The sequence below is a fragment of the Delftia sp. genome (assembly GCF_059499305.1).
This window is the reverse complement of the sequence record NZ_JCABYI010000024.1, coordinates 127,500-141,771: the sequence shown is the minus strand read 5'-3', so window position 1 is coordinate 141,771 and position 14,272 is coordinate 127,500. Positions and strand designations below refer to the sequence as shown.

At 66.7% G+C, this 14,272-nt stretch carries 10 protein-coding genes; 4 read left to right on the top strand and 6 right to left on the bottom strand.

Annotated features, from left to right (window positions below; genetic code table 11):
• Positions 1–97: 97 nt before the first annotated feature.
• The gene (locus AC5I49_RS14880) at positions 98–2,848 is read left to right on the top strand and encodes a bifunctional diguanylate cyclase/phosphodiesterase (RefSeq protein WP_016445739.1); all 2,751 of its coding nucleotides are present in this window, start codon (positions 98–100) and stop codon (positions 2,846–2,848) included.
• On the opposite strand, the gene AC5I49_RS14875 is transcribed toward AC5I49_RS14880, so the two are convergent.
• Positions 2,823–3,734 carry a DMT family transporter gene (locus AC5I49_RS14875; protein WP_034364101.1) on the bottom strand — a complete coding sequence of 304 codons (912 nt, stop codon included), beginning with the start codon at positions 3,732–3,734 and terminating at the stop codon, positions 2,823–2,825. The two genes, AC5I49_RS14880 and AC5I49_RS14875, sit on opposite strands and share 26 nt — an antisense overlap.
• A 141-nt stretch (positions 3,735–3,875) precedes the next feature.
• Between AC5I49_RS14875 and AC5I49_RS14870 the strand changes: the two genes are divergently transcribed.
• Both AC5I49_RS14870 and AC5I49_RS14865 read left to right on the top strand, forming a co-directional pair.
• Positions 3,876–4,856 carry a quinone oxidoreductase family protein gene (locus AC5I49_RS14870; protein ID WP_016445741.1) on the top strand — a complete coding sequence of 327 codons (981 nt, stop codon included), beginning with the start codon at positions 3,876–3,878 and terminating at the stop codon, positions 4,854–4,856.
• Positions 4,853–5,677, top strand: a complete 825-nt coding sequence (locus AC5I49_RS14865) for an NUDIX hydrolase (RefSeq protein WP_016451091.1) — start codon at positions 4,853–4,855, stop codon at positions 5,675–5,677. The genes AC5I49_RS14870 and AC5I49_RS14865 overlap by 4 nt, the downstream gene beginning before the upstream one ends.
• A gap of 21 nt (positions 5,678–5,698) precedes the next feature.
• Here the strand turns inward: AC5I49_RS14865 and AC5I49_RS14860 are convergent, their stop codons facing one another.
• From AC5I49_RS14860 to AC5I49_RS14845, 4 genes are all read right to left on the bottom strand, one after another.
• On the bottom strand, positions 5,699–7,363 hold the full coding sequence (locus tag AC5I49_RS14860; protein WP_016445743.1) for a Na/Pi cotransporter family protein: 1,665 nt from the start codon (positions 7,361–7,363) through the stop codon (positions 5,699–5,701).
• A 250-nt stretch (positions 7,364–7,613) separates the two neighbouring features.
• The gene (gene lspA / locus AC5I49_RS14855; protein ID WP_046238068.1) at positions 7,614–8,129 is read right to left on the bottom strand and encodes a signal peptidase II; all 516 of its coding nucleotides are present in this window, start codon (positions 8,127–8,129) and stop codon (positions 7,614–7,616) included.
• An 18-nt stretch (positions 8,130–8,147) separates the two neighbouring features.
• Positions 8,148–11,003, bottom strand: a complete 2,856-nt coding sequence (ileS, locus tag AC5I49_RS14850) for an isoleucine--tRNA ligase (RefSeq protein ID WP_203400467.1) — start codon at positions 11,001–11,003, stop codon at positions 8,148–8,150.
• Positions 11,004–11,108: 105 nt separating this feature from the next.
• Positions 11,109–12,158: a bifunctional riboflavin kinase/FAD synthetase gene (locus AC5I49_RS14845; RefSeq protein ID WP_034399628.1), complete on the bottom strand. Its 1,050-nt coding sequence runs from the start codon at positions 12,156–12,158 to the stop codon at positions 11,109–11,111.
• A 157-nt stretch (positions 12,159–12,315) separates the two neighbouring features.
• Between AC5I49_RS14845 and AC5I49_RS14840 the strand changes: the two genes are divergently transcribed.
• On the top strand, positions 12,316–12,924 hold the full coding sequence (locus AC5I49_RS14840; RefSeq protein WP_016445747.1) for an HNH endonuclease: 609 nt from the start codon (positions 12,316–12,318) through the stop codon (positions 12,922–12,924).
• 9 nt (positions 12,925–12,933) lie between these two features.
• On the opposite strand, the gene AC5I49_RS14835 is transcribed toward AC5I49_RS14840, so the two are convergent.
• On the bottom strand, positions 12,934–14,250 hold the full coding sequence (locus AC5I49_RS14835; protein ID WP_244387875.1) for a methyltransferase domain-containing protein: 1,317 nt from the start codon (positions 14,248–14,250) through the stop codon (positions 12,934–12,936).
• Positions 14,251–14,272 lie beyond the last annotated feature (22 nt).

Sequence of the window (14,272 nt, the reverse complement as noted above, 5' to 3'; positions counted from 1 at the left end):
GGCGGACAGGGGCGGTCTTGAAAACCCCGGCCCTGCATCGCGGCCAGCGGCCTCGCCGCAGCCTGCCCATGTCGCATGCCATGCAGGGAGCCGGGAGATGAGCGAACTGTCCCACCAGACGGACTGGTCGCAGGCGATTGCAGGCCCCTCCGCGCGCCCGGCGGCTGCGCTCAGTCCCCCAGGCATGCGCCATACCCTGGGCCTGATGCTCGTGCTGCTTACGGTGGCCCTGGCGGCCGCCGTCGTCTGGCTGCTCAGCGGCATGCGCACCACCGCGCAGGAAGAGGCATCGCTGCGCCTGGTGCGCTTTGTGCTCGGTACCGAGGCGGCTATCAGCCGCAGCCTTGAATCCCTGGACGCACTGGCCATGGGGGTGGATGAATGGCTGGGTTCGCGCGATCCCGCATCGGCCTCGCAGCCGCAACTGCAGGAGATGCTGCACGCCATGGAGCGGCAGAACACGCTGGCGCGCCGCGCCTCCGTGCACGACTCCAAGGGCCGCGAACTGGCGGCTTCTGGCGATGGCCCGGCCATTGATCTGCCGGCCCAGGCCTGGGAGCGCCTTGCGGCCCAAAGCCGCTCAGAATTGCTGGCCAGCCCGCCCTCCGTGGCGCCGCAGCCGCCGGGCGGCGAGCGCATGCTCTATCTGGTGCGCCCGCTGAGTCGTGCACAGCAGGGTGGCTATGTGCTGATGCAGGTGCCGGTGGCGGCGCTGGGCGCGGTGCTGGCCCAGGGCGGCGTGCTGGACGGACTGGAAGTCACGCTGGAGCAGGGCAGCGGCGAGCTGCTGCTGTCCATGCCCCCCTACGGCGAGGCCTCGGCTGCGCGGTTGCTGCCGGCGACATCGCAGCTGGCGTCCAGCGGCGTCATGCCCATGGCCGCACGCCTGAGCCGCGTGCCCGCCCTGGTGGCCGCGCATCCGCTGCCCAAGGGCAATCTGTGGGTCACGGCCAGCCTGCCCATGTCCTCCGTGCTGGCGGGCTGGCGTGTGGCGGCTTGGCTGATGGTGCTGGCCGTGATGATCTTCGGCGTGCTGCTGGCCATACTGGGCTGGACGGTCCACCGCTACATGGATCGCCTGCATGCCGCGCGCCGTCAGGCACAGCGCTCCGAGCAATGGCTGGACCAGGCGCTGGACAGCATGGTCAGCGGCTTTTTGCTGCTGGATTCACAGCAGCGCGTGCTGCGCTGGAATCGCTGCTACGAGGAGATGTTTCCATGGCATGCGGATCAGCTGGAGCCCGGCCGGCCCCTGCAATCCCTGCTGGATGCCAGCCCCAGCGCCGTGGGCCTGGTGGCGGCGCCGGAGCAGATCGATGAGGCGAAGGACCTGCACCGGCAACTGGTGCTGCGTCCTGGCGTCCCCATGGAGCAGCAACTGGCCAGCGGCCGTTTCGTGCAGATGACGGCGCGCCCGGCTGCCGAGGGCGGCGTGGTCATCACCTACAACGATGTCACCGATATCCGGCTGGCCACGGCCGAGATCGAAAGCCTGGCCTTCTACGATCCGCTGACCAGCCTGCCCAATCGCCGCCTGCTGCTGGACCGCCTGGCCCAGGCCACGGTGCTGGCTGCGCGCGAAGGCTGGACCGGGGCGCTGCTGTTCCTGGACCTGGACCAGTTCAAGATGCTCAACGACACGCTGGGCCATGAAGTGGGCGACCAGCTGCTGCAGCAGGTGGCGCACCGGCTGCGCAGCGCCGTGCGCTCTTCGGACACGGTGGCGCGCCTGGGGGGCGATGAATTCGTGGTCATGCTCTGCGAGCTGTCGCACGAGCCTGCCGAGGCGGCCACGCTGGCCCAGCGCATTGGCGAGAAGATCCTGGCGCGGCTCAACCAGTCCTATGTGCTGGGTGCCCACCTGCACCGCAGCGCCTGCAGCATTGGCGCCACGCTGTTCGGCCGCCAGCCGCAGTCGGCGGCCGAGCTGCTCAAGCAGGCGGACATCGCCATGTACCAGATCAAGGCGCGCAACGGCAGCGGCCTGTGCTTCTTCGATCCGCAGATGCAGGTGGAGATCCACCAGCGCGTGCGCATGGAGGGCGACCTGCGCCAGGCCCTGGCGCAGTCCCAGTTCGAGCTGCACTATCAGCCCCAGTTCACGCTGGCAGGCGAGGTCATCGGTGCCGAAGCCCTGCTGCGCTGGCGCCACCCCGAGCGCGGCCTGGTGCCGCCCGGCATGTTCATCGCCGTGGCTGAGGAAAGCGAGATCATCGTGCCGCTGGGCATGTGGGTGGTGCGCACGGCCTGCGAGCAGCTGGCTGCCTGGCAAAAGGATGCGCGGCTGCGCCATCTGCAGGTGGCCGTGAATGTCAGTGCCCGCCAGTTCCGCCACCAGGACTTTGCCTCCCAGGTCATCGAGCAGGTGCGCAGCGCAGGCATCGCCCCCCATCTGCTCAAGCTGGAGCTGACCGAGTCGCTGGTGATCGAGAACGTGCAGGAGTCCATCGCCAAGATGAAGCAGCTGCGCAGCCATGGCGTGTGCTTTTCCATGGACGACTTCGGCACCGGCCATTCCTCGCTGACCTACCTCACCCAGCTGCCGCTGAACCAGCTCAAGATCGACCAGTCCTTCGTGCGCCACCTGGGTATGCGCCATACCGACGATGTGATCGTGCAGACCATCATCGGCATGGCTCGCAACCTCAACCTGGATGTGATCGCCGAAGGTGTGGAAACGCTGGAGCAGCGCGCCCTGCTGGCGCACTACGGCTGCGAGTACTTCCAGGGCTATCTGTTCAGCCCGCCCGTTCCCATCCGCGCGTTCGAACAGCTGCTGGCCAAGGTGCCCGTGCGCACCGCGGCACACGGCCTGCCCAAGGCTATCCCCGGCGCGAAGACACCATGATGCCGCCCACGATGAGTACGAACGCCAGGCCGTGATACAGGCGCGGCGCTTCGCCCAGCAGCGCGATCGACAGCAGGGCGGTGAACAGCGGGATCAGATTGCCGAAAAAGCCCGCCACGGCCGGGCTGCTGCGCTGCACGCCCAGCCCCCAGAAACGGTAGGCCAGGATGGCCGGGCCCAGGGCGATGAACAGCAGTGCCCCGCCCAGCGGCCAGCCCCACTGAATGTGGAACTGGCCCATGGCCATCTCGCCGCCTGTGAACAGGCCGGACCAGCCCAGGCCGAAGACCATCTGGGCCAGCAAAAAGCCTGCCCAGTCCGAGCGCAGCCGCTGCGGGACCTGCGCCTTGGACAGCAGCCAGGTGTAGAGGGCCCAGACCATGGTGGCCAGCACCATGAACAGATCGCCGGGCACGAGCTGCAGATGCAGCAGCAGCTCGGGATCTCCGCGCGACAGCACCACGGCCACGCCCAGCATCGACAGCAGTGCGCCCAGCAGTTGGCGCCGGCTGACGGGAATGCCCCAGACGATGCGGCCCAGGGCCAGCATCCACACCGGCATGCTGGAGCTGACCAGGGTGACGTTCAGCGGCGTCGAGGTCTTGAGCGCCAGATACAGCAGCGCGTTGTAGCAGCCGATGCCCAGCAGGCCCAGCACGGCGAACTGCCGCCAGTGGCTCCAGGTGCCGCTGCTGCGGCCCAGTGCCCATCCTGCCAGCGGCACAAGCAGGACAAAGGCAATGGCCCAGCGCAGGAAGTTCAGCGCAAACGGCGAGATCAGGTCATGGACCAGGCGGCCCACGATGGCGTTGCCGGCCCACAGCAGGGGCGGCAGCGTCAGGATGGCGGCGGTGGACAGCTTCAGCGGCGGGCTCGTGTGGCTCATAGGCCCGCCACTATAGGTGCTGCGAACGCTCTTTGCCGGCCTTGCGCCAGTCCTGTGCGGGCCCGGTGCAGCGTCTTGCGCGTGGCCTCCCGAAACATGGCACGATGCCGCTCTTGTTGGTTTTTTGCAGGAGTGCATCCCATGGGTATTGCAGTGCAGATCCGCCACAACGGCGGCCCCGAAGTCCTGGAGCTGGTGCAGGTCGCCGTGGGCGAGCCCGGGCCGGGCCAGGTGCGCATACGCCACCATGCGGTGGGCCTGAACTTCATCGATGTCTACCAGCGTTCGGGCCTGTACTCGCTGCCCATGCCCTTGAGCCTGGGCATGGAGGGCGCAGGCGTGGTCGAGGCCGTGGGAGAGGGCGTGCAGCACCTGGGCGTGGGCGACCGCGTGGCCTATGCCAGCAATCCGCCGGGCAGCTACAGCGAAGTGCGTGTCATGCCCGCCATGTGCGTGTGCCGCCTGCCCGACGCCATCGCGTTCGAGACGGCTGCCGCCATGATGCTCAAGGGCCTGACGGCCCAGTACCTGCTCAAGAAATGCATTCCGGTGGAGGGCCTGGCACCGGGTGATGCCGTGCTGTTCCATGCGGCGGCCGGTGGCGTGGGCCTGATTGCCTGCCAATGGGCCAGGGCCATGGGCCTGCAGCTCATCGCCACGGCAGGCTCGGACGAGAAGTGCGCGCTGGCCCTGGCCAACGGCGCGGCCCATGCCATCAACTACCGCAGCGAGAACTTCGCCGAACGCGTGCAGGAAATCACGGGCGGCCAGGGCGTGAAGGTGGTCTACGACAGCGTGGGCAAGGACACCTGGGAAGGCTCGCTGGCCTGCCTGCGGCGCTTTGGGCTGATGGTCAGCTTCGGCAACGCATCCGGTCCCGTGGCGCCTTTCGCTCCTGCCGTGCTGGCGGCCAAGTCGCTGTATGTGACGCGCCAGACCCTGTTCTCCCACATCACCAGCCGCGAGGCCACCCAGGCCATGGCCGACGATTTGTTCGCCGTGGTGGAAAGCGGTGCCGTGAAGATCCACATCGACCAGCGCTATCCGCTGGCCGAGGTGCGCCAGGCCCATCTGGACCTGGAGGCACGCAGGACCACGGGCTCCACCATCTTGCTGCCATGAACGGGGAAAAGAGCCCAGCCGACCCAGGCGTGCAGGCATGGCTGAACCGGGTGCGCGCCGCAACCCGCCAGCCTGCGCTGCAGCCGCGCCGGCCGCTTCAGGTGGCGGCAGAGGAAATCGGTTCGCTGGAAGATGGGCTGGCTGCGCAGTTGCCGGACGGGGTGATGCAGGCCCATGGCGTGGCGCTGCGGCAGCAGGCCGGCCACTGGCACCTGCAGGGCGAAGGTGATGCCACGGCCCTGCTCAACGCCCTGGCACGCGTGCTGCGAGCCTGCGGCCACAGCGGCCCCTGGCGCGATGAGCAACTGGCAGTGTGCAACGTGCAGGGTCAGCGCATTGGCACCGTGGAGCGTGGCGCCGTGCGTCCGCTGGGCATTGCCACCCTGGCCGTGCACCTGGTGGGCGAGACGGCCGACGGCCGCATCTGGGTGCAGCAGCGCGCCGACAGCAAGCCCACCAACCCCGGCATGTGGGACACGCTGATGGGCGGCATGGTGGCCGCGCACGATACCCTGGAACAAGCCGTGCAGCGTGAAACCTGGGAAGAGGCCGGCCTGCGCGTGGGCGAGCTGCAGGGCCTGCGCCATGGCGGCCACGTACTGTTCGAGCGCCCCAGCGACGAGGCCGAGGGCCGTGGCTTCATGCGCGAACGCATCGACTGGTTCAGCGCCACCGTGCCGGCTGCGCTGGAGCCCAGCAACCAGGATGGCGAGGTGCAGGCCTTTGCACTGATAGAGCGCGACCAGCTCGTGCAATGGCTGCTGCAGGACCGCTTCACGCCCGAGGCCGCCCAGGTGCTGGCGGCCTGGCTGGGCTGGTGAACGGGCAAGGCTTGCGGCGCCTCAGCGCGCCGCCTTGTCCAGCGCCGATTCCTTGAGCCGGCTGGGCGCCAGGGCGCCGGCCGATTCCAGGATGGGATAGGCCACAGAGCACAGCAGCGAGTTGATGCGCTTGAGGTCGCTGATGAGGTCGATGTGCAGCGAGCTGGTCTCTATGCTGGAGACGGTGTTGTCGGACAGGCGGGCCAGGTGGGTGGCCGAGTAGGCCAGTTCCAGATCGCGAAAGCGCGCCTTTTCCTCCAGCAGCTTCTGGGCCTCGCGCACATTGCCGTTGAGAAAGACGCTCATGGCCAGGCGCAGATTGTCCAGCAGGTGGTGCAGCAGCTCGCGGATCTCCTGCGTGCCGGCCTCGGAAAACTGGCGGCCCTTCTTGATCTTCTTGTCCTCGATGTCCAGCAGCACGCGCTCGATGATATCCCCGATCTGCTCCATGTTGATGGTGAAGCTGATGATTTCGGTCCAGCGCTGGCCCTCGCGTTCGTCGAGTTCGGCGCGCGAGATCTTGGTCATGTAGTACTTGATGGCCGAGTACAGGTCGTCCACCGTGCCTTCGAGTTCGCGCAGCTCCTGGGACAGCTTGAGGTCGTCGGTCTCCAGCACGCGCTGCATGCCGATCAGCATGGACTCGACCATGTCGGCCTGGTGCAGGGCCTCGCGCGCGGCGCAGGAAATGGCCAGCGACGGCGTGCTCAGCGCCGAGGGGTCCAGGTGGCGGGGCCGCAGCAGGCTGGTGGAACTGGCCTCGGGCTTGGGCAGCAGGGCCGTCACCCAGCGCGCCACGGTCTGCGTCAGGCCGATGAAGCACAGGCTGTTGAAGATGTTGAAGGCCAGGTGGAACAGCACGATGTTCTGGCCCTTGCCGTCGATCAGCGGCATCACATAGGTGGCCCACAGCCCCAGGAAGGGCGCCACGATGGCCACACCCATGATCTTGAACAGCATGTTGCCGATGGTGACCTGGCGCACTTCCACGCTGGACTTGGCCGTGGTCAGCACGGCCACCAGGCCGCTGCCGATGTTGGCGCCCAGCGTCAGGCCCAGCGCCACTTCCATGGGAATCGCGCCCGAGCTGGCCATGGCCGCGATCAGCAGCACGATGGCCAGGCTGGAATAGGCCATCACGGCCAGCAGCGCACCCAGCAGCAGCTCCATGAAGATGTCGCTGGTGACAGAGGCCAGCAGGGTGCGCACGGCGGGGGCTTCCAGCAGCGGCTCGGTGGCATCGACCACCAGGCGCAGGGCCAGCAGCATCACGCCCAGCCCGATGAGCACGCGGCCTATGCGCCCGGCCGTGGTGTCCTGGCGCGTGATGAACAGCACCACGCCGACAAAGATGAACAGCGGCGACAGCCAGGACAGGTCGGTGGAGAACAGCACGGCCATCAGCGCCGTGCCCACGTCGGCGCCGCGCATCACGGCCAGCGCGGCCGGCAGCGAGATCAGGCCCTGGCCCACGAAGGCCGAGGTCATCAGCGAGGTCGCCGTGCTCGACTGCACCAGCGCAGTCACGCCCAGGCCGGACAGCGCGGCCGAGAAGCGGTTGCTCATGCTGTGGGCGAGCAGGTTGCGCAGGTTGGCGCCGAACACCCGCAGCACGCCGGTGCGGACCATGTGCGTGCCCCAGACCAGCAGGGCGATGGCGGCCAGTAGATTGAGTAAGTGCTTCATGTGCTGTGAGCGGAGAAGCGGACCAATATAACCCCGGTCCCGGCTTGCGCGCAGGAGAGTCGGCCGCATGAGCGCACAGTTTGGTGCGAAATAAGGAAAATTGTAGAAATAAAACGAATCGAAAAGAATTTCGGTTGACCCAAAACGCACTCAGGAAAACCCGAGGAAAACCCGCCGGCATGCAGCCGGTGGCCCCCTCAATGAAAAAGCCCCTCGCAAGAGGGGCTGGCGGCTCCGGCTGCGGCAGGGATCAGGTGCCCTTGGCTCGCCGTGCGCGCAGCACCTCGTCCAGGATCAGCAGGGCCGCGCCCACGCTGATGGCGATGTCGGCCGCATTGAAGGCCGGAAAGTGCGAACGGCCCCAGTAGAAGTCCAGGAAGTCCACCACGTAGCCGTGCTGCAGGCGGTCCACCACGTTGCCGATGGCACCGCCCAGGATGCTGGCCAGCGAGAAGCAAAACAGCTTCTGCCCCGGATGCTTGCGCAACTGCCAGACGATGAGCAGCGTGGCCGCCGCGCCGATGCCCACGAACAGCCAGCGCTGCCAGCCACCGGCTCCAGCCAGGAACGAGAAGGCCGCCCCCGTGTTGTGGGCCCGCACGATGTTGAAAAAGCCCGTGATCGGCGTCCAGTCGCCCAGCTGGTAGGCATCAAGGATCCACTGCTTGGTGAGCTGGTCGATGGCGATGATCGCCAGCGACCAGGCCAGCCAGGGCCAGATGCGGCGGCTGCGGGATTCGGGGACTGCGGCAAAGCTAGGGGTCATGGCAGCGCCTCGGTGGGATTACGCCTTGCGGCGCTCTTCGCCGGCACCGTGCAGGTTGCTGTCGCAACGGCCGCACAGGCTGGGGTGCTCGGGATTGATGCCCACGTCGGCACGGTAGTGCCAGCAGCGGTCGCACTTGGCATGGCTGCTGGGTGCGACGGCGGCCTGCAGCGTCTCGCCCGCCAGGGCCTCGGCGGCCGAGGTGATGAAGACGAACTTCAGGTCGTCGCCCAGGCTTTGCAGCAGGGCCAGGTCTTCGGGCTGCGCCGAGACACGGACTTCGGCCTGCAGCGAGGAGCCGACCCGGCCTTCGGCGCGCACGGCCTCGATGTCCTTGTTCACCACGTCGCGGATCTCGCGCAGGCGGGCCCACTTGGCCAGCAAGGCCTCGTCGCCGGCCGGCAGGTCGGTGTAGGTCTCCAGGAAGATGGACTCGCTGTTGCCGAAGACCTTCCAGGCCTCTTCGGCCGTGAAGGACAGGAAGGGCGCCATCCAGCGCAGCATGGCGTGCGTGATCTGGTGCAGCGCGGTCTGGGCGCTGCGGCGGGCCAGGCTCTTGGGCGCGCTGGTGTACAGGCGGTCCTTGAGCACGTCCAGGTAGAAGCCGCCCAGGTCTTCCGAGCAGAACAGCTGCAGCTTGGCCACCACGGGGTGGAATTCGTAGACCTTGTAGTGGGCCAGCACCTCGGCCTGGAACTGGGCCGCGCGGGCCAGGGCCCAGCGGTCGATCTCCAGCAGCTCTTCGGTGGGAACCGAGTCTTTCGCCGCGTCGAAGTCGCTGACGTTGGCCAGCAGGAAGCGCAGCGTGTTGCGGATGCGGCGGTAGGCGTCCACCACGCGGGCCAGGATCTTGTCGTCGATGCCCAGGTCGCCCGAGTAGTCGGTCGAGGCCACCCACAGGCGGATGATCTCGGCGCCCATCTTGTTGCTCACGTCCTGCGGGGCGACGGTGTTGCCCAGCGACTTGGACATCTTCTTGCCCTGGCCGTCCACGGTGAAGCCGTGGGTCAGCAGGCCGCGGTAGGGCGCGCGCCCGAAGATGGCCGAGGCCAGCAGCAGCGACGAATGGAACCAGCCGCGGTGCTGGTCATGGCCTTCCAGGTAAAGGTCGGCCTCGGGGCCCTGGTCGTGGTGCATGTCGGCGTGCGTGCCGCGCATCACATGCCAGAAGGTGGAGCCGGAGTCGAACCAGACTTCGAGGATGTCGGTGCTCTTGGTGTAGTGCACGGCTTCCTCGGCGCCCAGGATGTCCTCGGCCGTCACGCGGCTCCAGGCCTCGATGCCGCCTTGCTCGACCATGGCGGCGGCCTGGTCGATGATCTCCATGGTGCGCGGATGCAGTTCGCCGCTGTCCTTGTGCAGGAAGAAGGGCAGGGGCACGCCCCAGCTGCGCTGGCGCGAGATGCACCAGTCGGGCCGGCCGGCGATCATGTCGCGCAGGCGGGTCTTGCCGTTCTCCGGGTAGAACTGGGTGTGCTCGATGGCTTCCAGCGCGATCTGGCGCAGCGTCTGCGCGGGCTTGTCACCGGGCTTGGTGAACACGCCCTCGCCCTCATCCATGCGGATGAACCACTGGGCGGCGGCGCGGTAGATCACCGGCGTCTTGTGGCGCCAGCAGTGCGGGTAGCTGTGGGTGATGGTCGTGGTATCCAGCAGGCGGTCGCCCAGCTTGAGCGCATCGATGATGACGGGGACGGCCTTCCAGATGTGCTGGCCGCCGAACAGCGGCAGCTCGGGTGCGTAGACGCCGTTGCCCTGCACGGGGCTCAGGATGTCATCGCGCGTCATGCCGTTGTTCATGCAGCTGTTGAAGTCGTCCACGCCGTAGGCGGGCGCCGAGTGCACGATGCCGGTGCCGTCATCGGCCGTGGCGTAGTCGGCCAGGAACACGGGCGAGACGCGGTCAAAGCCCTTGTCCACGTGGGCCAGCGGGTGCTTGAACTGCAGGTGGTCCAGCTTCCTTCCCACGGCGGTGGCAAGGACCTGGCCTTCGAGCTTCCAGCGTGCCAGGCATTTGTCGACCAGGGCGGAGGCCACGATCAGCAGGCCGCGCTCGGTATCCACCAGGCTGTATTCCAGCTCGGGGTTGACGTTGAGCGCCTGGTTGGCGGGGATGGTCCAGGCCGTCGTCGTCCAGATGACGATGAAGGCGGGCTTGGCCAGCGAGGTCAGCCCGAAGGCGGCCGCCAGCCTGTCGGGCTCGGCCGTGGGGAACATCACGTCCAGCGTCTGGCTTTGCTTGTCGGCGTACTCGATCTCGAACTCGGCCAGCGAGGAGCCGCAGTCAAAGCACCAGTACACCGGCTTGAGGCCGCGGTAGACGAAGCCGCGCTCCATGACGCGCTTCAAGGCGCGCAGCTCGGCGGCCTCGTTGGCGTAGTTCATGGTCTTGTAGGGATGGTCCCAGTCGCCGAGCACGCCCAGGCGCTTGAAGTCCACCATCTGCTGGGCGATCTGCTCGGTGGCGAATGCACGGCTCTTGGCCTGCATCTCGTCGCGCGGCAGATTGCGGCCATGCAGCTTTTCGATGGCGTTCTCGATGGGCAGGCCGTGGCAGTCCCAGCCCGGCACGTACATGGCGTCGAAGCCCTCGAGCTGGCGGCTCTTGACGATCATGTCCTTGAGCGCCTTGTTCACCGCATGGCCGATGTGGATCTTGCCGTTGGCGTAGGGCGGGCCGTCGTGCAGGATGAACTTGGGCGCACCGTGGCGCGCATCGCGCAGCTTCTTGTAGATGCCCTTGTCCTCCCATTCCTGGACCCAGCCCGGCTCGCGCTTGGGCAGATCGCCGCGCATGGGGAAGGGCGTGTCGGGCATGTTCAGCGTGGCGCGATAGCCCGCATTGGCGTTGGGAGAGACTTTCGAATCAGACATGGAGAACCTTGAAAGCAGGCCAGAGCCCGGACCGTCTGGTCCAGGCACGGGAAAAAGGGGAGGAAGCCTGGTGCGCACCCGCGCCCGGGCAGGTGACGGAGATCGTCAAATTCGGTCGCGCGTGGTCTGGCGACGGGTCTCGGTGTAGATGGGTGTGTGGATGGTGGCGAAGAACGCGCGCGCGTCATCGCAGTCCTTGGCGATGCCGGCGGTGAGGGCGTCGAGACTGTCGTACTTCAGCTCGTCGTGCAGTTTGTGCAGAAGTTCCACGCGGATGATTTTACCGTAGGCCTCTTCGCCACCCGGCGCGCCGGGCCAATCGAGGCAGTGGGTTTCCAGCAGGACGCGCCCGCCGTTGACATCCGTCGGGTCCAGGGAAGGGCGCACACCGAGGTTGGCCACGCCGCGCAGAGGACGCTCATGCAGTCCGTGGACCAGCACCGCGAAGATGCCGCTGGCCGCGGGCTTCCAATGGTTGAAGCGCAGGTTCAGCGTTCGAAAGCCGTCGCCCGCGCCCTGGCGGCTTTCGGCCAGGCTGCGGCCCAGCTTGCGCCCGTGGACCACATGGCCGGAGATGGTGTAGGGATGACCCAGCAGCCGCGCCGCATCCTGCATGCGCCCCTCGGCCAGGGCGCAGCGCACATGGGTGCTGGACACGCGCAGGCCATGCACTTCGTAGCTGTTCATGCGGGCCACGTCAAAGCCCTGGCGCTGGCCTGCCGCGTCCAGCATGGCGTAGTCGCCCGCGCGCTGGGCGCCGAAGCGGAAATCGTCGCCGACCAGCACGTATTTCGCGCCCAGGCCGGCCACCAGCACCTCATCGATGAAGGCCTGGGGCGCCTGGCTGGCCAGCGCCCGGTTGAAGGGCAGCACCACGGTCTGGTCCACGCCGCAGCGCTGCAGCTCCGACAGCTTGTCGCGCAGCGTGCCTATGCGCGCCGGCGCGATCTCGGGCCGGCCCAGGGCCTGGGCGAAGTAGTCGCGCGGATGGGGCTCGAAGGTCAGCACGCAGGTGGGCACGCCACGCTGGGCAGCTTCAGCCGACAGCAGGGCCAGCATGGCCTGGTGACCCCGGTGAACACCATCGAAATTGCCGATGGTGACGGCGCAGGCCGGTTCTCGCCCTGGATGGTTGAAGCCTCGAAAAATCTTCATGGGACGCTTTGTTTTCAATAGCGGCTGGCACGCGCGCAGCCAGCGCAGGCTGTCAATCCGACACGGAAACAGAGTATATTGCCTCGATAAGGCCTGCCTTGCAGGCCCTGTGCACTGGCTGCATTCCCGTTCACCTTGGTGTCAGAGGAGGCGTGTCGTGAAGGTCTTGAAGCTGTCGGCCCAAGGGCTGCCCCAATCCTGGATTACGCTGGAGCAGGCGGCGCTGCATTACGCGGCGGACGATGTGCGCTGGGAGTCCGGCGGGGAAGTCGCCTGTTTCCGCGGTGGCCACAATGCCGTCACGGGCTGCCAGTCGGTCATTCACATCAACAGCATCATCGGCACGCGCGGTGCGCCCTCCATCAACCCGCACAGCCTGCAGCCGGGCCTGACCAACGGCAAGCTGTTCGCACGCGACCGCTGCATCTGTGCCTACTGCGGCCGGGTCTTCCACGAAAACGACCTCACGCGCGAACACATCGTGCCCATCTCCGCAGGCGGCGGCCATCACTGGATGAATCTGGTGACTGCCTGCCGTTCCTGCAACCACCGCAAGGGCGCCCGCACGCCTGAACAGGCGCGCATGCCCCTGCTCTACACGCCCTATGTACCCAGCCTCTGGGAAGACTTCATCCTGCGCAACCGGCGGATTCTGGCGGACCAGATGGAGTTTCTGCTTCTGCATGTGCCCAGAAGCTCGCGCTGGGCGCGCGATAGCCTCGTCGGGGACGGTGGGGCGCCCACGCACGAGGTGGCATGGGCTTGATGAGAACTGTCAGGCAGCGGTCTTGGTTGCGGTCACGACGAAGCCCTGAACCGGTTGCCCGCCTTCCTGCCGCAGCACCAGTTCCTCGGTCGATACGCTGAAGCCCGCTTGCTTGCACAGTGCTTCGATATGGCTGCGCTTGTGGGCGTAGCGTTGGCTGTTTTGCAGCACCAGGTCGGGGCCGTCTTCTGGCGCAGTTTCGCAGGAGAAGATGAATTCGCCACCCGTCTTCAGAATGCGCGCCGCATTGGGGATGACCGTAGCTGCATCGCCAACGTAGATCAGTACATCGAGGCAGGTGATCACGTCATACTCGCTGTCCGGAGTGTCGCGCAGGGCATCCAGCAGGCTCACGTTGTGGAAACGGTCATAGATGCCGTGCCGTGCCGCCTGTTCGATCATTTTCACGGAACTGTCCACGCCGATCAGGAAGCCCTGCATGGAGCCCAGACAGACACCCAGCAGGCCTGTGCCACAGCCCAGGTCCAGCAGGTTAAAGTCCTTTTCTGGATTGCGCGCGACCAACTGTTCTGCGACGCGTTTGGGCAGCTGGTAGCCGAGGCCACGCACCATGTGCATATCGTATTGCTCGGCCATTCCGTCGAACAAGGGCCTGTGCATCTCAACAGGCTGGTGGGCCGGGGTTTCGCCCCGGGCCAGGGCTGCGTAGTAGATCAGCGTGGCATCCTCGGGGGATCGTTCCTGCAGCATGCGGATGTCAGGCAGTGCCGCAGCAGGCTCGCCGCGTGCGATGCAGGCCTTGATTCGGCCAATGCGCAGTGACGGCTGCTCGGGCTGCTCCTGTACCAGGGCGTCCCAGATCTGCCCTGCCTCGGCGTGTTGCTGCAGGCTGCTCAGATCGTTGGCCAGATACTGGCGCAGCATGGTGTCGCCGGGAAATAGCTCCAAGCCTCTGCGCAGGTGCTCCACGGCCATTGCGGTATGACCGGCGCGGTGGGCGATGTCCACCACGCCTGCCAGTACCTGCGGATTTCCAGGCTCGATGCGCGCCACTTTCTCAGCCAGTTCCAGAGCAGAATCGAATTGGCTGCGACGAGCCCGATAGAGCGCGGTTTCCAGCAGGCCTGGTCCCCACATGGGCGCCAGTTCGAGGCAGCGTTCGAATGTCTCTTCGGCTTTGGCGTGATTGCCGGCTTTCTCCGCCATCAGCGCCGCCAACATGAAGACGCGTGCGTCGTTCGGCATCTGGCGCTGGGCCTTGTTCAGAGTCTGTGCGGCCTTGCGCAGATCGCCGTTGGAGATCTGCTGGCGAGCCATTTCCAGGTGCTTGCGGTTGATATCGGCGGGGATGGAAGTAGCGCTCATGGACAGGTGTGTGTTTATGGCC